This is a genomic window from Leptospira sanjuanensis, from assembly GCF_022267325.1.
GTDB classification, from domain to species: domain Bacteria; phylum Spirochaetota; class Leptospiria; order Leptospirales; family Leptospiraceae; genus Leptospira; species Leptospira sanjuanensis.
In genome coordinates this window covers 2,331,936-2,352,642 of sequence record NZ_JAIZBG010000001.1, presented here as the reverse complement: position 1 = coordinate 2,352,642, position 20,707 = coordinate 2,331,936, and the positions used below count along the sequence as shown (strand labels likewise).

Below are 20,707 nucleotides of genomic sequence, written 5' to 3'. Positions count from 1 at the left end.
ATCGATTCTGCGGAAGCCGCGGAACCGTTCGCGGATTCGATTCCATTCGTTGTTGGCGCGGCGGAAACGGTTGCCGAAACGGTTTCGGTTTCCGTTGCCGGATTGGAATTCGAAACGGGAGGAGGCGAAATTTCCGTAGCTACGGAAGAAGAATGCGGGGGCGGATCGACGGGAATCTCTTTTAATTTTTGATCCTCATCCAGATCATCGATTTCGATCGCGTGGATCGGAGAAGATTGGAAACCGACCTTCTGAATTTTACGATCCTCTTCCGTAAGAGGAACCGCTTTGATCTTTGTAAGATTTTCAACGCCCGGCTCGTACTGAATCTTATACTTTAACGCGGACGGACGTCTTCCTTCTCGAACGAGATGGGAAGAAACAGAAAATTCTCCCGGAGGGATTTCATGAAAGGAATGCGGGTCCTTGTGTCTGGAAAGAAATTTCCGAAAAACCGCTTGGTCTCCGTCCGGAGCCGAATAACCGAAACGGGAAAGCCGACTTTCGAGTTCTGAATCGGAGAGGGAAGGATCGCTCGCGAGTAAAAGTTTGGATAGAAAAAGAGGAAATCTGGATTCGCAATCCGATTCGATCAGGAAAAGAAGGTTTCCTCTCTTCAAGAATTTTTGAATTTTCAAAAAGGTGCCGAACACCGAGTCGTTGGTTTCGGGGCCCGGAGGAATCTGAATCGAAAGAACCGTGACGAGCGGATCAATGGAGTCTAACGTTTCCGCATCGATCGAATGATCGTTTGAAATGACGCAGATCGTGCCGATTTCTTTCTTTGCGATTTCTTCGGAAAGAAGGGAAAGATCGGTCCGGGATTTGGAATTTGCCCCCGAAATAAATAGGAGAGCGCCCGAAGTTCCGAATGGAAGATAACGATGATTGATTTCTAACATGTACGAAGACTCTCTGATCCAGGAAAAAATAATTCCACCGTAAGGAATATTCTATTTTCTCCGGTCATTCACCTCTTTATAATATAATTAGTTGATTCGGCGTTTTTGTTTGTTTTTCGCAAGAAATCGCTTTCTGCTATACTCTAGTTTCGGAAAATGGGAACGAATTCTTAAAATAGAGGAAAACTCTCATGGCAACTGCGGTATTTAAGACAAATTATGGAAATTTTTCGGTCTATCTGGACGAGGAAAGGGCTCCAATCACTGCGGGAAATTTTATCAAATTAGCAAAAGACGGATTTTACAACGGCCTTACATTTCATAGGGTTATCAAAAATTTTATGATTCAGGGCGGTTGTCCGACAGGAAACGGAACCGGAGGTCCGGGGTACAAAATTCAGGACGAGTTTCACAAGGATCTAAAGAACGCGAAATACACTCTATCTATGGCAAACGCCGGGCCGAACACGGGTGGATCGCAATTTTTTATCAACGTAAGAGATAATTTCTATTTGGACAACCGTCATGCGGTGTTCGGCAAGGTAACCGAAGGAATGGACATCGTAGAAACGATTTCGGAAACCGAAACCGGTTTTCAAGATAAGCCCACCAAGTCGGTTGTGATCGAGTCGATCACCGTTTCGGAATAACAACCTGGCCCGGTCAACCGGGCCAGAAACTTGTCGCTCATTTTTTTAAAATAAGAAAAACTGAATCTTTCAAAAGCTATAACTTATTTCCCTCCTCACCCGGCCTCGGGAGCGTTCTGATTATAATCTGGCTCCTTTTGTGCACGAATCTATACTCCTTTTTTAGAATACTAATCATCGATGCGACCGCTATAAGTGATTGAATCTTTTTCGTTTTTTCGCTTCTTTTTGAAAGAAATTGATCGAAAATCCTTTTCTCTCGTTTTTGTCTTCAATGCTTTTCCCACGGGAACAAACCGAGTTTTGTCAATTCATTTTGTCATAAACTATACAATTAGGCAGTTTGGATTACTTCCAATGATTTAGAGGAAGGTAAATTCGAAAAAAAGAATATTCTGAAATTCGTAAAAAAGAAAGAAAACAAAAAACCAGGATTGACATTTTTATCGAAATATCTACTTTTTAACGTCAATAAAGATCGTGTTGGGAATTTTTTTGAATCGTAGTTTCCAAACATTGGAATTACACCGAGGGTTTGGCTTTTGAATGTGGGCGGAGTCTTTTTTAGGCGAAGAATTTCAGGAGTCCTTCTAAGTGACTGATTCTGAATATCAGTGGGTCGATCTTCTGCAAACGCCGATCGGTGTTTTGGATGAAGGGTTGCGAATTATAAAGTGCAATTCTTCTTTTGCAAATCGATGTTTGGGAATTTTTTCAGAAGTTGGGAAGAATCAAACTCTGGATCGAGTTTTGCAGTTTCAAAATCCTTCTCTTTTGGAAGAATTCAAAAATTCTAAATTAGAAAAACCGATATTTTTCCGGGAACAATTCCTGAATTCTTCGCAGGAAGAATTATACGTAAGGGGTTCTTTGACTCGGGTTCGATCCGGAAACGAAGACGTTTTATTCTTAGAGATTTCCGAATTTACGGAATCGACAAAATCGAATCTAAAGGAAAAGGAAATCGCCGCCTTGGTTTCCCGATTGTATCACGATCTACAAGAACCGATTCGAAATCACAATGCCTTTCTAAAATTGCTTTCCGATCGCTTTGTAAACGAATTGAATCCGAAAGGAAAGGAGTTTCTTCGGATCGCAAGAGAAGCCGGAGAGCGTCTCTGGAATCGGATCCAATCTCTTCTTTCGTTTTTACGAATCGAAAAAGAAAAGAACGTCTTTCGAACTCTTTCGTTGGAAGAAGTCTGGAGGGATTCTCTCGATCCCGTCAAAGACGATCTCAAAACGGCGAACGCGAACATATCCGTGGAAGGAATCTTTCCTCGGATCGTTGGCAACGGTTTTCTTTTACGGGAGCTTTTTACGCAGCTTCTTTCCAATTCGATTCGATTCAAACGACCGAAAGAGGCTTTGATTCTTTCCGTTTCTTGTTCTATGGACAACGGATGGAACAAGGTTCGCGTTCGAGACAACGGAATCGGGCTCGAACAAAAGTTGCAAAAAGCTTCCATCGACTTATTCAAAACATTTCATGAATCGAATGAGTCGGCCGGACAAGGAACCGGTTTGTTTTTTTGTAAAAGGATCGCGGAACTTCACGGAGGAAGTTTGGAAATCGAAACCGGTTTAGCGGAAGGTTTCGGAGTTTTGATTCGTTTTCCTAAAGAGTTTCAGTTAGAACAAATATAGATAGAGAGTTTCCTTTGTATGTTTAAAGATTCTTTTTCAGTTCTTTTGATCGAAGACTCGAATGCGGACTATCGCCTGATTCAGGAATATTTGGGCGAGTCTCAAAGTCCTTCGTTTCAAATCAGCCGTAGTGCGGATTTTTCCGGCGGTCTTTCCAGCATTTCCAAAGAAAGTCCCGATTTGGTTCTACTCGATCTTTCTCTTCCCGATCGAGCCGGTTTGGAGGCGTTATCCGAAATCAAACGAAAGTTTCCGCAGATTCCTGTCATCATCTGCAGCGGAGCGGAAGACAAAGAAATCACAGTCAACGCATTGCAGATAGGAGCGCAGGATTACGTTTACAAAGGAAAATTCGATTCTTACTCGTTGAGCCGTTCCTTGGTTTTTGCATACGAAAGAAATCGTCTCGCATTGGAACTCGAAAGGAAGAACGTCTTCGAACAGGAAAGCGAAGAACGATATCGTTTGTTTTTTCAATACAATCCGCATCCGGCTTTTTTATTCGAACACGATACGTTCGAGATTTTGGAAGTGAATCAGGCGGTTCTGGAAAAATACGGTTACGAAGAAAGGGATCTGATCGGAAGGAACGTGCTTCATATCTTCGATGAAAAAAACTTCGAAGCGGTAAGACGGGAAATTCTTTCCTTCCAATTCGGGGTCAACCGTGCCGCTTCGATAACCCATAAAAAGAAGAACGGGGAAGAATTGATCGCGGATACGACCGTGTATAAATTTCGTTATCGAAATCAGATTCTGGATCTGGCGGTGATTACCGACGTGACCGAGATGGTTCGCAATCGCGAATCGATTCTCGCGTCTTTGGCCGAAAAAGATACTCTGATTCAGGAGATTCATCACCGAGTCAAAAACAACATGCAAATCATGGTTTCTCTTTTGAATCTACAGGCGGACAACGCGATGTCGCGCGATCTTACTTCGAAAGAACTATACGGTTTGTTAAAGGACACGGAGAGTCGCGTATTTTCGATGTCCTTGGTCCACAACGAACTCTATAAATCCAGGGATCTTTCCCACGTCGATTTTGAGAGTTATCTGAATATGCTTCTGCAAAATTTATGGAATCTCTACGGTGTCGATCCCAAGATCAAACACTCCATCGACGCGAGAGGATTGATCCTCGGAATGGACGTAGCGATTTCCCTCGGTTTGATCGTATGCGAACTTGTGACGAACGCCATCAAACACGCGTTCTCCGAGAACCAGGAAGGCTCGTTGAAACTTACCGCTCGGTTGGAGGATGGAATGATTACCGTTGCGATCGAAGATAACGGAAAAGGAATTCCGGAAGAATTCTTGAATCCGGATCATGAAACCTTAGGATTGCAGCTCGTGACGATTCTTACAAAACAGATTCAGGGAAAACTCGAATTGGAAAAACTGCATCCGGGTACCCGATTTCAAATCCGTTTTCCGGAACACGAGCACAAGTAGAGAATCGGTTGCGGAGATTTCCGCAACCGATCAGTCGTTTAGATTTTTTTTCCGCAGCTCTTCATGGAAGGATCGTACGGGTTTTGTATCTTGTCTCCGGAAGCGATCCATTTCTTTTTGACCATGGGGCAATAAAAAACGTGCATTCCGGTGGATTCATCTTTTTGAATATACTCTTTTAACGCTTCCGAAAGTTCGGAATACGCTTCCAGTTTCGCTTTTTCTTCGGTCGCGCTTTTTAGTTTTTCAGCGGCTTTGAGCGCGGGGGTTAGGGAAGAATCGCGAGCCGCTTCTTGTTGCAGGACCGCGATCAGTTTATCCGCGACAACTTCCTTGCCGTTCAGAAAAGACTGATGGATCTGATTCAACTCGGCGAGAACGGTCGGTCTCGTGGGTAAAATCGACTTCGCATCCAAAAGAGCGACATTGAACAACAGGATCAGGGAGAAGAGGATTGTTTTCCGTTTCATTTAATTTCTTTCCTTACGCGACTTTTTTCAGTTCGGCGATACATTCTTTGCAGCTATCCGCACAGTTTTTGCAGATTTCATGATGGGATTCGTGGACCCTGCATTCTTTCTCGCAGGCTTCGCAAGCTTTGATACAGATCGCCGCGACTTCTTTCGTAAGCGCAGAATTGGAAGCCCCGAGACTTACGAATGCTTTGCAGAGAGCCAACGTGTCTTTTACGGTTTTGAGACAATCCGCGAGCATCGTATCGCCGGTGGAAAGATTCTCCTCGCAATGAGCGAGACAGATCTCCGCGTTTAAGATGCACTTGTTCGCGGCCTCCAAGGTCTTTCGATCGACCTTTTTAGAAGTCGGTTTGTCGTTCTTCTTTGCCGGAGCTTCGTGGTGTTTGTGACTGGATTCTTTCGCTAAAAGAGATCCGGCGGATGCGAACGCGAGAAGCGCCGCGGATTGTGTGATGAGTTCTTTTCTAGTTAACATATTGAATATTCCTTTTTTCTAAAATTTGAGTCGATTGTAAAACGAAGTCGGAAAGGGAAAAGAAGGATCAGATCAGAAGTCGTACCGAGGAAATCGAGATGAGAACGGATTTTTGGGAGTCGTATTTCGAGCTTCTCGAATCGGCCGTACGGAAAACGAGAAATTTTCCGAACGAAGGAGGGAACACGTTCCGGATCGAAGAAAGAACCGAGAAATAATTTCTATCCAATTCCGGGGATGGGAGATGGACGGATTCCTGCGAAACGACCAAGTCGCAGGAAGAGCAGGCAGGAACCGGATCTTTTGCCTTTTCCGCTTGATGACAAGGAGGAAGATCGTTTTGAACCGCCGGATTTGCGGACGCCCACGCAGGGCAGCGATTTCCGGAAAGCATCACGGTAAAACAAACCAACGCGACTGTCAAACCGGTCGCGCCGAAAAAAGCAGCCAAACGTTTCGCTTTTCGGTTCATTCCTCCCCTTAGACTTCTCCAACGGAAGCTTCCGGCAAGAAGTTTTTAAAAAATTCGTTTGATTTCATTGCGAATTCGACGGAGCTTTGATCCTTCCAGGCTCGGCTGATTTCGAAAAACCGAGGAGAAAAATCCGTGATGAATTCGATTCTGATTTTAGACGATGCTCAAGAGAATTGTATGCTGATGCAGGGAATTCTCCGCAAGTCCGGCTACAAGGATACGCAGACGAGTCAGTCTCCCGATGAAGTGATCGATTGGCTCAGTTTGAAAACCGATGATCCTCCTAAAAAAGAATTTTCCCTGATACTTTTGGACATCCTACTTCCCGGGATTACGGGGCTTGAAATTCTCAAGATGATCCGAGAAAAGGACGAACTCAAAGACATTCCCGTCATCATGATTACCGCTCTCAAAGAGGCGAACGTTCTTCAGGAAGCGTTCGATTCGGGCGCGATTGATTACGTGGTCAAGCCGTTTGACGGAACCGAACTTTTGGCTCGGGTTCGTTCCGCTCTTCGTTTGTTCGAAGAGATGACTCGCAGAAAGGAACGGGAGAAGGAGTTGGAAAAACTCACCGATCAGCTTCAGGAAGTGAACGCGTATCTCGTCGCGATTTCGAGAACGGATGCGTTGACCGGACTTTACAATCGAAGATACTTCGACGAGGTTCTCGCGACGGAATGGAAACGCTGTTGGAGAACGGGAACGAGCGTCGCGCTTTTGATGTTGGACATCGATCATTTCAAACTCTACAACGATACGTACGGTCACCAAGGCGGGGATCAGTGTTTGAAGCAGGTCGCAGCCGCGATCCGGGATTGTGCAAGAAGAGCGGGCGATGTCGCGGCCCGTTACGGGGGGGAAGAGTTTGCGATCATTCTTCCCGAAACGAGCGAATCCAACGCGGTCGTCGTCAGCCGGAACATCTTAGAAAAGGTGGAAAAACTCGCGATTCCGCACTCCGCTTCCAAAACCGATTCGATCGTAACGCTGAGCATCGGAATGGCGACGCTCAGCCCTAGCCCCGAAAACTCGATCGCGGAATTGATCGAGCGCGCGGACAAGGCCTTGTATCTCGCAAAGGAAGAGGGAAGAAATTGTCTTCGGTTTTATCCGCAAGGCGACTAACGTTTCTCGTTCGGAGTAATCCACAAAAATTGTATGTCGTTTACGTTGGTTCCCGTCGGGCCGGTAAACACCAAGGCTCCGGCCGACCGGAGCGCTTCATACGAATTATGATTTGGTAAAGCGGAATTCGGATCGTTCGTTTGTGAGATCCCGTTCCAAGTCGTTCCATCCACGATCGCACCGGCAGCATCGGTCGGTCCGTCGCTTCCGTCGGTCGCCAAGGAGAAGAGGGTGATTCCGGATTCTCCTGCGATTTGTTTGGCGAACGCGAGCGCGAGTTCCTGGTTTCTTCCGCCTTTACCTTTGCCGTCGTGTGTTACCGTCGTTTCCCCTCCGCAGAGAATCAAGAGCGGAGTTTTCGAATTGGAGACGGCTTCCTTCGCGATCGATCCCAAAAAGAATCCGGCTTCCTTCGCTTCGCAATCCAAGCAGGAAGTGAGAAATAAAATCGGAATATTCCGTTTTTTGCATTCGGTTTGTACCGATTCGAGCGCAAGTCGAATGTTTCCGATACAATGGACTGAATTACGTTTCGATTGCGATTCGGAGTCTTCGCTTGAAAAGGAAAAATCGCGGGGAGATGGATCGGGTTTCGGAGAATCTCTATCGGATTCAAAGGAGGAGATCGCCTTTGATTGCTGGATTTTTTTTTCAAGAAGCGATTTGATTTTCGAATCCGAAGGTAAATGATAGTGTTCGAATATTCTGAAAATGGAATTCGGATCGATTTTAGAAGGAATCGTGGGTCCGGACGCGACCTTGGATAAATCGTCTCCGAGTACGTCGGAAAGAATCAGAGTGATCGATTTTGCAGGAAGAATTTTGGAAAGAAGTCCGCCGCCTTTGATTTCCGAAAGAAGAATTCGAATCGAATTGATTTCGCGGATATCCGCACCGCTCTCCAGAAGGCGTTCGTTCCAAACGATTAGATCTTCCAAACTAAGTCCCGCAGCGGGGACTTCCAACAAGGCCGAACCTCCTCCGGATAAAAGAACGAGCGCCGTGTCCTCCGGTTGTAAGGATGCGCAGAGTTCTAAAATTCTTTTTCCGCCGGCGATGCTGTTTGCATCCGGGACGGGATGTCCCGCTTCGAGAATCTCCAGTTTAGGAAATTGATTTCCGGATAAATGTCCGTATTTGGTGAGAATCAATCCTCCGGAAATCTGAGATTCCAGAAGTTCGTAAGCGGCCGCCGCCATCGGTTCGGCGGCCTTGCCGATCGAAAAAAGAACGATTCTTCCCGAAGGCCGGTTGGATTCCAGAAAACGCCTCACCGCGGGACCGGGTAAAGAACTGCGGATCGCAATTCTTCCCAAATGAAACAAAACGGAACGGGGAGAATTCAAATCCAAGTTCGAAGTTTCGTTCCAAGAAAGAGCGGGCATACGATTTTCCAAGTTGAACCGATTTCCGAAAAAAGAAACATTTTTCCGATTCGGATGCGCCGACCGATTGAAGAAGCCGGTTCAACCTCGATACGCGGAATGCTCGTTCCCGAGCGGACAAAAACCGCAAAACGATTTCCGTTGACATCTGCTTTCAAAACCCGAATGTAGTCCCTCACGGAAACGTTAGACGCCGCGGTTCACAGCGCGAAACATCGAGGAATTTCATGTCGGAAATCGAAACATCTTCCCTAAAAAACGGAGAAAGAGAATACAAATATTTGAGTTTGGGGAAGGGAAAAAATCTGATCTTTTTCTTTCACGGATTTCCGGACGACGCCGGTTCCATGAAGGAACTGATGGAATTCTTTTCCAAAAAGGATTTTACCTGCGTCGCTCCGTATATGCGCGGTTATTCTCCCGGTTCCAGCGTTCCGTTTTCGACGACCGTAAGCATCGCGGAACTCGCGGGAGATTTGAAGTTCATCGTCGAATCGCTCAAGGCAAAACACAAACCCGGACAAACGATCGTGGTCGGTCACGATTGGGGCGCGATCGCTTCGTATGCGTTCGCCAATCTTTCTCCGGGATCGATCGACGCGTTAGTCGCTCTTTCTGTTCCTCCGCTTCCCACATATCTTAAAAATCTGGCGTCGTATCCTTCTCAGATCGTACGAAGCTGGTATATTCTGTTCTTCCAACTTCGCGCCGGTATTCCGGAATCCGCATTGTTGAAAAACGATCTCTTGCGCCGACTTTGGGAGGATTGGAGTCCGGGTTGGAAAATTCCGGAGGATCGGTTTCGGGAAGTTTCCGCGAATTTAAAGATTCCGGAACACCTGACGACCGCTCTCGGATATTACCGGGGACTTTTGACCCCGGGGAATTTCGGTCTTTGGAATTCGAGTCGAGAATTGGTGTTTCATAAAATTTCCGTTCCGACCTTGGTTCTCGCGGGAGAAAAAGACGAATGTATTTCTCCTTCGGTTTATAAAGGATTGGAATCGGAATTTTTTTCCCGTGTTTTATTTAAGACGATTCCGAAGGCGGGACATTTTCTTCCTTTGGAAGCGGCCGGAACGGTGGCTAACGAAATCGCCTCTTTTCTAAAATTATAAAAAACGAATATTCTAGAAACGGGAAACCGTCAGCGCTAGAAAACCCGTTCCGAAAAAGCGGATGAATTCTTCCGAAGCGGAAGTATATTTTATCGTAAATCGGCGATTTGTTCGGATCGTAAACGTAAAAAAGCCGCGCCTTTGCGGGTCGCGGCAAGATGTGTTTCGTAAGTTTGAGTCGGTTGAATGCGGTTTGTTTAACCTTCCGCCGGAGTTTCCGACCACTGAATCTTCGGATTGGACGTCGTTCCTTTTTCGGAACGTTTGTCCGCGAGCGATTCGAAGTAATCTTCGTAATACGGAAAGTTCGTTCCCATCACACGATCCCAAAAGTTGAAGTAAAGGCTGTAGTTTCCGTGAAACTTTTGGTGGTGGAGGTTGTGATGTGTGGAAGTGTTGATCCACTTTAAGATCGGATGTCTCGTCCAGTTTTTCGGAAAAAACTCGTATCCCAGATGCCACCAGATGTTTAGAATCATCGCGTAGAATGTGTGAAAGAGAAGGACGTGAAAGTGGATCGGAATGAAAAGAACAAAAAACACGATGTAAATTCCTTCCAAGAAAGCTTCCAGAAAATGAAAGTGATACGCTGCGATGGGAGAAGGGTTCACCGATTGGTGATGCACCGAATGAACCTTGGAATACACTTTTTTATGGTGCATAAACCGGTGCGCCCAGTAAAACCAGGTTTCGTGCCAGATCGTAATCAATACAAAGGAAAGAATCATATACGGAATTCCGCCGTGAGCCGAGTAGTCGCCGAAATACACGTTGTTCGGAATCAAACCCATTCTCGCGCTTACGATGTTCGTAGTCGCGATGATCGTGAAAACGAAAAGGGTAACCGCGGATTGTTTGAATTCGTTTTTGATCTTATCCATTTTCGGATAAACCGATTGGATTCGGAAACGGTGAAAGAAATCCTTCTTCCAAACGTAAAGGATCAAAAAGGCCAAACCCGCGATCGGGTAATAACGCACGACGTTCATTGAAAATTGAAAGAGTCCGATTTTTTGGACGCAATCTAAAACTAACTCACACTGAACTGGATTCATGAAAGAATCTCCTCGATTGACTTAGGATTAGTTTACGGTTTTTTTCGAATCAAATCGTCCGACTTGGTCGAAACGGTCGGAAAAAAACGACCTGACTTATCAATCAGGTCTTAGAATTTCCTTTTTTTCGAAATTCGGTCGGACTCAAACCGGATTCTTTGCGAAACGCGTCGTTGAACGAGGATTTGGACTGAAATCCGACCTGATACGCGATCGAAAGAACCGTATCTTTCGGGGAATGTAGGAGAAGGTGTTTCGCCTCCGCGATTCGATATCCGTTGACGAGTTGGAAAAAACTTCGTTTTAAGTGAAGATTCAAGTATTCCGAAAGCTGGTGGGAAGAAATTCCCAGTTCTTCGGCGAGCCTCGCGAGTCCGAGATTCTCTTCTTTGTAAATTTTTTTCTCCTCCATAAGAATGTTCAGATTCCGTTCCAAAGATTCCAGATCCACCGATCCGAGCTGCGTGGTTTTGTATTTCCGTTCTTCCTCGACGATCTTTTTAACCGCACTGAAAATTTCGGGATGGCTCTGGCGCATGATGTAGATTCCGCACAAAAGAATTCCGATCAAAATGGAGGAAATTTCCAAACGAACGACTCCGGTTTGCTGGATGCTCGTGGATAAACCCAATGCGGAGGAAGAAACCGCGACAGCGAGAATGAAAAGAATCAAACGGATTTCGGGACGAGTATAAAGAGTGGTCCAACGGATTCTTTGAATCAGATTCCAACTGATGTTCAAAAGATAACCGAGAAGGGTAATCGACATGATCGCGATTCCAAGGCGGATATCCCAGGAAAAATGGCCTTCCACGGATTGCCGCAAACACTCGAGTTTGTATTCTTCCGAAGAAAGATAAAACGGAGTCAAAAGAACGAGAATTCCTAAAAACGGAATCAGATCCATCCAACGAAAGAGGGGAATCGTATTCTCTTCTTCCCAAAGATTGGAAATGTAAGAACGCAAAAGCGGACCGAACAAAACCGCCAGAGGCAGATGAACCGCGTACAGATGCGGGACGAATCGGATGTTTTTGCTGATCAAAAGATACGCGTGCACTTGAAAGATGAACACGGCGCCGAATAAAATCAAAAGAATCCGGTTTCTTCTTCCTTTGAGAGCGAGAGGAATTTCACCCAACACGAACAGAAGAGAAAGCGCCGACGTAAAACCGACAAAGCCGGAAAGAACGGAATTGGTGTCTGGATCTCCGGGTAAAATAGCAAGCATGGATCTTTTTCGTAGGATAACTCAGGTATTTCCGATGGAAAGCAAAACTAATCGTTTCGGGCTATAAAAAGAGCGGTCGATTCGACCGACAATGGAACCGAACCGGTTTGGAACCGGATCGAAAGAAGTGTTCTACTTTGTTGGTTTTGGGTTCAAATCGATTAAGTTTAAAAAGAAGCGAAAGAATGAAAAAAAGAAAGAATTCAGTTGTTTTTGAAAGAATGGATCCGTTGGGAAATGCAATCGTTGGACAAACTTTATTTTATTGTTGCATCGCACAACGTCTAATAGGAAAAGATAATGGGACAAAATAATGTTCTCTTCTCCTTAGAAGGGAGGCGTCAAATGCTCGAAAAAATGATCGAAGATTTCAAGGATTCCGTAAAGGAATCGGTTAAATCCGTTCGCATCCCCTTGGAAGTTCATAGTAAAACCGGTAATTATTCCGCGGAAATCGGCGGCTGGGAAGGCACGTCCATGAGCCTCAATCTCGGACGTTTCAATCCCGACAGTGTCGGGGAATCCGCAACCTTAGAAGTAAGAATTCCTTTTTGGAAAGATCCGATTTTATTGCACGGGACGATTACCGAAAAGAAAATCGTCCGTTCCAAGTCTCAAGAAAGAATTACGGATAATGTGCTTTTGTTCGAATCGGATGCGATCGGACTGGTTAAAAAATTCTTACCGAAATTTCCCGTGGATCTCAAAGATTGGAAGATCGAGATCCCCGAGTTTCCCAAAAAAGCGGGATAAGCAAACGAGTCGAAAAAGGACGCAATCGGGCGTCCTTTTTTTTTCGATCGGCGACGAATCGGAAAAGGATTCAATTTTTTGAATTTTCGATGATCGTTATTAGATCGTCCTCGACTTGTTTTGCGGTTTCCGAAAGTTTCCGCGAATCCGAAAAAAGACCTAACAAAGAAGTCGGTTTGATCATTCCGATTTTTGTTTTTCCCCTTTCGGAATAAACGGAGATTCGACACGGAAGCACAAGATTCATTTCCATATCCTCGCTTAGAACCTGGTTCGCTTTGTGAGGATTGCAGACTTCCAAAATCCTGCATTCTTCCGCGAAATCCACTCCCTTCTTTTTCATCGTCTCCTTTAGATTGTGGATGTGGAGAACTCCGTATTTTCGTTCGATGACCTCTTTTTCCAAATCCCGAACGCATTCTTCTACGGACTTTTTTGATTCTACGATGTATTTCATTTTTTCCTCCGTTTCTTAGGATTCGAATATCAGAATTGCTGCATATCATTCTTCCGACTTGATTTTTTAGAGTTCGTTTCCTTGATAAATGTCAATTCGAGCCGAAGGGGTTTTGGCGATTTCGACATTGACATTCTTTCTTTTTCAAGGCATATTTAGGTTCCGTGCTTCCTCTCCGATCCTCCTTCTCACGACGTAACTCGTGAATCCATCTCGCGATTCGGAAACGTTTTGGGACGGACCGGAGGGGCGGGTGCGGGCTTCTTCCGGTTTTTCAATCCAACCTTTTTATCAGGAGAATCCTATGAAACGTTTTTTGATTTTGTGTTCGTTGCTTGTTGCGGTTTGGGGTCTTTCGGCCCAACGATCCGGGGGCGGCGGTCCGGGAATGGGTCAAAAAGGAAGTCCTTGTTTCGAGGATCGTGAAAAATTCTGTAAGGACGTCGATCGAAGAAGAGGGGCGGTGCGTGATTGTCTTCTCAAAAATGAAGCCCAACTTTCCGCCGGATGCAAAGATCATTTGAACCGCACGAAGGACCGTCCTCGTAGAAATAGATAGTGGAAGATCCGATCCGTTTTAAAAACCGGAGGGTGAGCTTTGTCGTACTGCTTCGATTTGTAGGAGTTCCCACGGCGTGCTTTCGTTCCGGGCATTTCCGAAATTTTCGGTTGTTGTGGTAGTTCCTACATTTCTGCGGACGGATCCGTTTTTTTTTCGTTTCGTATGAGTTCCCACGGCATTTTCAGTTTCGAATACTTCGGAAATTTTCGAATCTTGTGGTAGTTCCTACATTTTCCCAAATCGTTCGGATGATCCGCATGATTCAAAGGTTCCGACAAAATCCGCGGATTTCCCTTGACGACGCTCCAATCCTTTCCGTTAAAGCTGAATTTCGAATTCAAGAGGAGCGTGATCGGAAAGAGGTTTGTCCCTGTAGATGGAATGACTTTTGACGTTCTTTTTCAATTCTTCCGTAACAAAGAAATAGTCGATTCTCCATCCCTTGTTTTTGGCGCGGGCTCCGGCGCGAAACGTCCACCACGAATATTCCTGTTTGTCCGGATTCAAATAACGAAACGTATCCACCCAGCCTTGCTTTAAAAATCCGCTCAGCCATTCTCTTTCTTCGGGTAAGAACCCGCTGCTCTTCGCGTTGCCTTTCGGATCGTGAATGTCCTGCGGAGTATGGGCGATGTTCACGTCTCCGCAAACGATGATGTTCGGTTGTTTTTTTCTGCGTTTGGCGGCTTCTTTTTGAAAGAGGTCCAAGAATTTCATCTTCGCGTTTTGACGCACGTCACCCGTCGTTCCGGAAGGGAAGTATAAGTTCCACAAAGCGAAGTCCGGATATTCGAGATAGATGCTTCTTCCTTCTTTATCGAAAAAAGAATCCCCGATTCCGAGAGTGATCTTTTGCGGAGGTTTTTTAAAAAGAATCGCGACTCCGCTGTAACCTTTCTTTTCCGCGCTGTTAAAGACCGGAGTATAACCCAATTCTTCCCAAAAAGGGGAAACCTGTTCCTGCATGGCCTTCGTTTCTTGAAACGAGATGAAGTCGGGTTTTGTAGCTTGAATGTAATCGGCCAATCCTTTTTCCAAGGAAGAACGGATTCCGTTGCAATTGAGGGAGATGAGTTTCATAGGCAAATCGTAAACTGAACGAATTCTTCTGACGGGCAATTGTTTTTTCCAGAAATTTCAGATGCAGGAACAGTTCTTTCGGAAATCCTGGTTTTTGAGAGATGTCGATTCCAATTCTACAAGTCAGTTTAAAGGATCGTACGATTTTGGACCCGGTATTAAAACGGGCCCGAGAAGATCTGAGTTCCACGTTGAACCTCGTAAAACCGATCATCGAGGACGTCCAAAAACGAGGGGACGCGGCTCTTCGAGATTATACGCGTAAGTTCGACGGAACGGTTCCCGATTCTTTCGTTTTGGAACTCTCTTCCCTTCATCCTAAGATCGATTCCGATCTGGAGAATGCCCTTCAAAAGGCCGCTGAAAACATCCAGGCCTTTCATAAGATTCAAATTCCGGAAGACAAAGAAATCACGGTTCACGGCAATCGATTGGGAATTCGTCATACTCCCGTGGAATCGGTTTCCGTTTACGCTCCCGGCGGAAAGGCTTTGTATCCTTCCACGATTTTGATGGGAGTGATTCCCGCAAAACTCGCCGGCGTAAAAAACATTCAGATCGTTACTCCTCCGCAACAAGGCGGATTACCGGACGGACTGATCGCCGCGGCCAAGATCGCCGGCGCGGATCGAATCATCTTAGCGGGGGGCGCGCAAGGAATCGCGGCCGTCGCATACGGAACCGAAACGATTCCCGCTTCCGAGTTCGTCATCGGACCGGGAAGTAAGTTCGTGACTGCGGCGAAAGTTTTTTTAAGCGGACAAGGAGTGATCGGAATCGATTCTCCCGCAGGTCCGAGCGAAGTTTTAGTCATCGCGGACGATTCCGCAAATCCTACCTGGGTCGCCGCCGATCTTTTATCGCAAGCCGAACACGGAGAAGATTCTGTCGCGATTCTTTGCACCGATTCTTTATCTTTGGCGCAAAAAGTCGCCGAAGAAGTGGAGAAGGCCCTGCACGAACGTCCGAAACGCGGCGAAATGAAACGGAAGTCCATCGAAGACAACGGAAGAATATTCGTGTTTCCTAATTTAGAAGAATGTTTTTCGTTTTCCGATCTTTTTGCGCCCGAACACCTCGAAATCCAAACCAAGAATTACCGGGAGGATCTGAAAAAAATCCGTCACGCCGGTTCCGTCTTTTTGGGCAATTATTCTCCGGTGGCGATGGGGGATTATATCAGCGGAACCAATCACATCCTTCCGACCGCGGGTGCCGCGAGAATTTATTCCTCTCTCGGAGTTGCGACGTTTTTGAAACGCGTGACCTGGCAGGAAGTGTCGCGGGATTCTTTGAAGGATTTGTATCCGCACGTGAAGGTTCTTTCCGAGTTCGAAGGTTTGGACGAAGAACACGGAACCTCCGTAAAAATTAGAACTTGATTGTATTCAAAATTTATGATTCTCTGTAAAACCCCAGAAGAAGTTTCCGCACAAGTCCTCCGATGGAAGGCAGAAGGATTGACGGTCGGTTTCGTTCCCACGATGGGATTTCTCCACGAAGGACACGCGACCTTGTTCGACGAATCGGTTTCCAAAGCCGATAAAACCGTCGTTTCGATTTTCGTAAATCCCGCTCAGTTCAACGATCCCGAGGATTACGCGAAATATCCGATCAATACGGAAGGAGATCTCAAACTCTGCGAATCGAAAAAAGTGGATCTCGTGTTTTTGCCCGATCAGGAAACGATGTATCCCGGAGGAATTCCGGACGTACTCTTGCAGATTCCTCATTTGATGAAAAACTTATGCGCGGTTTCGAGGCCCGGCCATTTCGAAGGAGTTCTTCTCGTGATTTCGAGACTCTTTCATTTCGTGCAGCCGAACCTCGCGTTTTTCGGCAAAAAGGATTATCAGCAATATCTGCTCATCCGCGAGTTCTGCAAAACGCTCGCGTTCCCCGTCGAAGTGATCGGTTGCGACACAATCCGCTCGGACAAAGGTCTTGCGCTCAGTTCCCGAAACGCGCGGCTCAGCGAGGGAGAAAAGGAAGAATCCCTCTTGATTTCAAGGGCGTTGAAACTCGGTGAAACCCAGATTCTTTCCGGAATGAAAGATCCCGTTCTGGTGCGGGACATCATGAAGGACGTTTTGGATTCTTCCTCCAAGATCCGTTTGGATTATTTGGAAGTTTTGAATGCGGATACTCTGGAACCTTTGGAAACCTTGGAAGGAAATATTCTGCTCGCGGTTGCCGTGTTTCTCGGTCCCGTACGTTTGATCGACAACGTAACTCTGAGTGTCGCGTCCGCATGAAAGATCTTTTACGGATCATCGGGAAGGAATTATTTTCTCAGTTCGAACCTTCCGCGGGTTCGAAAACGAAAGTCGCGTCGAAGACGAAAGCAGGTTCTAAAAAGGAATCCGAAATTTCGGGAGTCGACGGTTCGGCTTCGGCAAAAAGCGCCTCCGTAAAAGCCCGATCTTCCGATACGGCGGAGAATTCTTCCGTGGATCTTTCGGTTGCGGGTAACGTGTATTCGGTCGTTGCGGGAAGTCATTCCATACTAGCTTCTTCCTTATTTCAAAAAATCCATCGTACGATCGTGGTCGTTTCCGAAAACAATACCGCCGCCGAGTTTTTATACAGGGAATCCTTGAGTTTTCTTCCCGCATCCGATCTGATTTATCTTCCGGGTCAGGAAGTCCTTCCGTACGAATATCTTCGTTATCCCGCCGAGATGAAACGAGAACGTATCAAAGCGATCGCCAAAATTTTGAGCGGAGAACCGGCGCTCATCTTTACTTCCGTAGCCGGTTTTTTAAAAACGCTTCCTCCCGTGCAAACGATGCAGGGAAGAGCGATTACTCTTGAGAAGGGAAAAGAGATCGATCTCGAAACTCTTCTCATCGGGCTTATCGATCTCGGTTATAAACGCGCGGACGTTTGTGAAACCTTCGGCGAGTTCAGTCTCAAAGGCGGTATTTTGGATATTTATTCTTCGTATTCGCAGGAACCCGTGCGAATCGATTTGTTCGGAGAGGAGATCGAATCGATTCGAACCTTCGATCCGGACACGCAGAGATCCGTCGCGGATCTGAACAAAGCGATCCTCCTTCCCGCGGACGAATATATTCTTTCGGACGGACAAAAAAAAGAATATCAGAATCTTCTAAAGTCCGCCGATCCGTCCCTGCATCTTCCCGAAATTCCGGAAGCCAACTACGGAATCTATTACGAAGAACTCGTCCCATTGGTACGGGAGAATCACGGAATTCTTTCCTACTTTCCCCAACCTCCTGTGATCCTCTTTCCGTCGCCGAACTCCGTGAAGGAAAGATTGCTTCACCTCGAACGGGAATACGTTTCCTTGTTCGAAAAACGTTCTAAGGAAATTCTTTGCGCGCCTCCCGAAAATCTTTTGTCCTTTGGAGAAGAACGCCGCGTTCTTTCGGAATCGATCGGTTTATCGTTCATCGGCCTTCCTCCTCGAAACGGAAACGATCTCGTTTCTCCTTTGAAGGAAGCTCCCGCGTTCAAAGGCAAGATCCGGGAAGTCCGCGAAAAGATCGCGGAACTCCGTAACGAAGGCGGTTGGAAGATCGTTTTGACCTCTTCCTTCGAAGCGCAGACAAAACGTCTTCAGGGTCTTTTCGAAAAGGAAGGGATCGTTTTGTTAAACGAAGACTCGACCGAACCAGTTCCGTTTCATCTGGAAAAACACAAGTCGGACGCGTTTCTCGTGTTGTCCGAACTCAGAAACGGGTTTCTATTCGAACATCAGAAAATTCTAATTCTTTCCGAAAACGACATTTTCGGCCGGGAATACAAACGTAAAACCCGTTTTAAAAAACAGAACAGCAAGGCTCTTCAGAGTTTTATCGACTTAAAGGAAGGGGATTACGTTGTTCATATCAACCACGGGGTCGGGAAGTTCTTAAAAATCGAGCGGACCAACGCGGGCGGTAAGGAAAGGGACTTTCTCAAACTGGAATACGCGGGCGGAGATTCTCTCTTCGTTCCCTTGGATCAGATTTCTTTGGTGCAACGTTATATCGGCGGAACGGAATCCCCGCGTCTCGACAGTCTCGGTAAAAGCACTTGGAAAAAAACCAAGGACCGGGTTCAAAAGGCTGTCGAGGCTCTTGCGGAAGATCTCGTGCAGATGTATTCCAATCGTTTGAAACTTCAGGGGTACGCATTTCCGCCCGACACGATTTATCAGGAAGAATTCGAAGCGGAGTTCGAATACGAGGAAACTCCCGATCAGATCGACGCGATCGAAGCGGTCAAACGGGATCTGGAATCTCCGAGGCCGATGGATCGTCTCGTATGCGGCGACGTTGGTTACGGAAAAACCGAGGTCGCGATCCGCGCGGCGTTCAAGGTCGCGATGGCGGGCCGTCAGATCATGATGCTCGCGCCCACCACGATTTTAGCATTACAACATTATAATACGTTCAAAAGCCGTTTCGAAAACTATCCCCTTCGCGTGGAACTCGTTTCCCGATTCAAAACCGCCGCCGAAACACGGGACATTCTTTCCGACTTCAGCCTCGGAAAAATCGATATGGTCATCGGAACACACGCCATTCTTTCCTCCAAACTCAAACCGAAAAATCTGGGTTTGCTCATCATCGACGAGGAACAAAGATTCGGGGTCAATCACAAGGAAGCGATCAAGAAGTTCAAAAACCTCGTCGACGTTTTGACTTTGACCGCGACTCCGATTCCCAGAACCCTCCACATGGCTTTGACGGGAATCCGCGAACTTTCCATCATCGCGACTCCGCCTAAGAACCGTCAGTCGGTCGAAACCTACGTTCTTGAAGAGGACGAGGATCTGATTGCGGACGCGATCCGAAACGAGATCCAAAGGGACGGTCAGGTTTTTTATCTCTACAACCGCGTCGAAACGATCGAACAGGAAACCAAATATCTGAACGAAATCGTTCCCGAGGTTTCGATCGGAGTTCTGCATGGACAAATGACGGAGGATGAAATCGAAGAAACCCTTCTCGATTTTTACAACCGCAAATACGACATTTTGGTTACGACGACGATCATCGAATCGGGAATCGATATGCCGAACGTGAATACTCTGTTCGTAAAACGCGCGGATCTCTTCGGTTTATCGCAGCTCTATCAGATTCGGGGAAGAGTGGGACGAAGCGACCGCAAAGCCTTCGCGTATATGCTTCTTCCCAAGGATCGAATCGTAACCGAACAAGCCGAAAAACGTCTGAACACGATCTACGAATATCAGGAGTTAGGTTCCGGCTTTAAGGTCGCTATGCGGGATCTCGAGATCCGAGGTGCGGGAAATCTTCTCGGAAAGGAACAATCCGGCGACATTATGGAAGTAGGATTCGATCTTTACGTTCGTATGCTCGAAGATGCGATCGCGAGAATCAAAGGAGAAGAAGTCGCCGTGGAAGTGCGGACGTCCGTGACGCTCAACACGAACTTCTTTCTTCCGGAAACATACATCGGCGATACAAGACAGAAGATCGAATTCTATAAAAAGTTCGAAGGCGCAAGGGACCTCGAAGAGATCGACGAAGTAACCGAAGAGATGACGGATCGTTTCGGCGAACCTCCCGAAGATGCAAAAACCTTTATCCTTTTGGAAAAGATCCGAACCCTCGCATCCAATTTGGGTTTCGAGTCCGTTACGGAGATGAAGGACGAAATTAAGATGAAGTCCGGTTCTTATTTCCGTGGAGATAACGTGAAAATCATCCAGTTGATTTCCGCGAGAACCGGTCTGACTCTGAATCCGAGAGAGCCGAACGTGCTGATTTTTCAGACTGGAAAAAAATCCGAAAAGGAAAAACTCGATACTTTGATCTTTCTCCTTTCGTCAATGCTTCCTTCCAAAAAAGTATAGACGATCCGACCCCGAATCCTATCCTTTG

The 20,707-nt window shown here is 46.4% G+C and carries 18 protein-coding genes and 1 pseudogene; 10 read left to right on the top strand and 9 right to left on the bottom strand.

Features of this window, described 5'->3' with window-relative positions; translation table 11 throughout:
• Positions 1–167 precede the first annotated feature (167 nt).
• A pseudogene (locus LFX25_RS20945) lies at positions 168–902 on the bottom strand (adenylate/guanylate cyclase domain-containing protein); the annotation flags it as partial.
• A 191-nt stretch (positions 903–1,093) separates the two neighbouring features.
• Between LFX25_RS20945 and LFX25_RS10645 the strand changes: the two are divergent.
• From LFX25_RS10645 to LFX25_RS10635, 3 genes are all read left to right on the top strand, one after another.
• The gene (locus LFX25_RS10645; RefSeq protein ID WP_135575012.1) at positions 1,094–1,552 is read left to right on the top strand and encodes a peptidylprolyl isomerase; all 459 of its coding nucleotides are present in this window, start codon (positions 1,094–1,096) and stop codon (positions 1,550–1,552) included.
• Positions 1,553–2,146: 594 nt separating this feature from the next.
• Entirely contained in the window at positions 2,147–3,199 is a 1,053-nt protein-coding gene (locus tag LFX25_RS10640) for a sensor histidine kinase (RefSeq protein ID WP_238730218.1), read from the top strand.
• Between the two features lie 18 nt (positions 3,200–3,217).
• A complete protein-coding gene (locus tag LFX25_RS10635; protein WP_238730217.1) occupies positions 3,218–4,654 on the top strand; it encodes a histidine kinase dimerization/phosphoacceptor domain -containing protein in 1,437 nt (478 codons plus the stop codon).
• A 38-nt stretch (positions 4,655–4,692) separates the two neighbouring features.
• Here LFX25_RS10635 and LFX25_RS10630 read toward each other — a convergent pair whose 3' ends face one another.
• From LFX25_RS10630 to LFX25_RS10620, 3 genes are all read right to left on the bottom strand, one after another.
• Entirely contained in the window at positions 4,693–5,124 is a 432-nt protein-coding gene (locus tag LFX25_RS10630; protein ID WP_238730216.1) for an LIC13259 family plasminogen/vitronectin/complement-binding protein, read from the bottom strand.
• Between the two features lie 13 nt (positions 5,125–5,137).
• Positions 5,138–5,605, bottom strand: coding sequence for a four-helix bundle copper-binding protein (locus tag LFX25_RS10625; protein ID WP_238730215.1), 468 nt, complete (start codon positions 5,603–5,605; stop codon positions 5,138–5,140).
• A 67-nt stretch (positions 5,606–5,672) separates the two neighbouring features.
• On the bottom strand, positions 5,673–6,077 hold the full coding sequence (locus LFX25_RS10620; protein WP_238730214.1) for a hypothetical protein: 405 nt from the start codon (positions 6,075–6,077) through the stop codon (positions 5,673–5,675).
• A gap of 138 nt (positions 6,078–6,215) precedes the next feature.
• Between LFX25_RS10620 and LFX25_RS10615 the strand changes: the two genes are divergently transcribed.
• Entirely contained in the window at positions 6,216–7,208 is a 993-nt protein-coding gene (locus tag LFX25_RS10615; protein ID WP_238730213.1) for a GGDEF domain-containing response regulator, read from the top strand.
• Here LFX25_RS10615 and LFX25_RS10610 read toward each other — a convergent pair.
• On the bottom strand, positions 7,205–8,593 hold the full coding sequence (locus LFX25_RS10610) for a glycerate kinase type-2 family protein (protein WP_238730212.1): 1,389 nt from the start codon (positions 8,591–8,593) through the stop codon (positions 7,205–7,207). The genes LFX25_RS10615 and LFX25_RS10610 overlap by 4 nt on opposite strands.
• A gap of 227 nt (positions 8,594–8,820) precedes the next feature.
• On the opposite strand from LFX25_RS10610, the gene LFX25_RS10605 reads away from it, so the two are divergent.
• The gene (locus LFX25_RS10605; protein ID WP_238730211.1) at positions 8,821–9,711 is read left to right on the top strand and encodes an alpha/beta fold hydrolase; all 891 of its coding nucleotides are present in this window, start codon (positions 8,821–8,823) and stop codon (positions 9,709–9,711) included.
• A 197-nt stretch (positions 9,712–9,908) separates the two neighbouring features.
• Here the strand turns inward: LFX25_RS10605 and LFX25_RS10600 are convergent, their stop codons facing one another.
• Together LFX25_RS10600 and LFX25_RS10595 are read right to left on the bottom strand one after the other, a co-directional pair.
• Positions 9,909–10,766 (bottom strand): sterol desaturase family protein, encoded by an 858-nt coding sequence (locus LFX25_RS10600; protein WP_238730210.1) that lies wholly within the window; start codon positions 10,764–10,766, stop codon positions 9,909–9,911.
• Positions 10,767–10,869: 103 nt separating this feature from the next.
• Positions 10,870–11,997 (bottom strand): AraC family transcriptional regulator, encoded by a 1,128-nt coding sequence (locus LFX25_RS10595; RefSeq protein ID WP_238730209.1) that lies wholly within the window; start codon positions 11,995–11,997, stop codon positions 10,870–10,872.
• 300 nt (positions 11,998–12,297) lie between these two features.
• On the opposite strand from LFX25_RS10595, the gene LFX25_RS10590 reads away from it, so the two are divergent.
• Positions 12,298–12,750: a hypothetical protein gene (locus LFX25_RS10590; protein ID WP_238730208.1), complete on the top strand. Its 453-nt coding sequence runs from the start codon at positions 12,298–12,300 to the stop codon at positions 12,748–12,750.
• Between the two features lie 70 nt (positions 12,751–12,820).
• Here LFX25_RS10590 and LFX25_RS10585 read toward each other — a convergent pair whose 3' ends face one another.
• Positions 12,821–13,207, bottom strand: coding sequence for a DUF302 domain-containing protein (locus LFX25_RS10585; RefSeq protein WP_238730207.1), 387 nt, complete (start codon positions 13,205–13,207; stop codon positions 12,821–12,823).
• Positions 13,208–13,511: 304 nt separating this feature from the next.
• Here LFX25_RS10585 and LFX25_RS10580 point away from each other — a divergent pair, with 304 nt between their 5' ends.
• Positions 13,512–13,766 (top strand): hypothetical protein, encoded by a 255-nt coding sequence (locus LFX25_RS10580; RefSeq protein ID WP_238730206.1) that lies wholly within the window; start codon positions 13,512–13,514, stop codon positions 13,764–13,766.
• Between the two features lie 321 nt (positions 13,767–14,087).
• Here the strand turns inward: LFX25_RS10580 and LFX25_RS10575 are convergent, their stop codons facing one another.
• The gene (locus tag LFX25_RS10575) at positions 14,088–14,849 is read right to left on the bottom strand and encodes an exodeoxyribonuclease III (protein WP_238730205.1); all 762 of its coding nucleotides are present in this window, start codon (positions 14,847–14,849) and stop codon (positions 14,088–14,090) included.
• A 101-nt stretch (positions 14,850–14,950) separates the two neighbouring features.
• Between LFX25_RS10575 and hisD the strand changes: the two genes are divergently transcribed.
• The 3 genes from hisD to mfd are packed head-to-tail and all read left to right on the top strand — an operon-like array spanning position 14,951 to position 20,679.
• Positions 14,951–16,231 carry a histidinol dehydrogenase gene (hisD, locus tag LFX25_RS10570; RefSeq protein WP_238730204.1) on the top strand — a complete coding sequence of 427 codons (1,281 nt, stop codon included), beginning with the start codon at positions 14,951–14,953 and terminating at the stop codon, positions 16,229–16,231.
• A gap of 15 nt (positions 16,232–16,246) precedes the next feature.
• Positions 16,247–17,104: a pantoate--beta-alanine ligase gene (gene panC, locus LFX25_RS10565; RefSeq protein ID WP_238730203.1), complete on the top strand. Its 858-nt coding sequence runs from the start codon at positions 16,247–16,249 to the stop codon at positions 17,102–17,104.
• The gene (mfd, locus tag LFX25_RS10560) at positions 17,101–20,679 is read left to right on the top strand and encodes a transcription-repair coupling factor (RefSeq protein WP_238730202.1); all 3,579 of its coding nucleotides are present in this window, start codon (positions 17,101–17,103) and stop codon (positions 20,677–20,679) included. The genes panC and mfd overlap by 4 nt, the downstream gene beginning before the upstream one ends.
• The last annotated feature ends 28 nt before the right edge of the window (positions 20,680–20,707 follow it).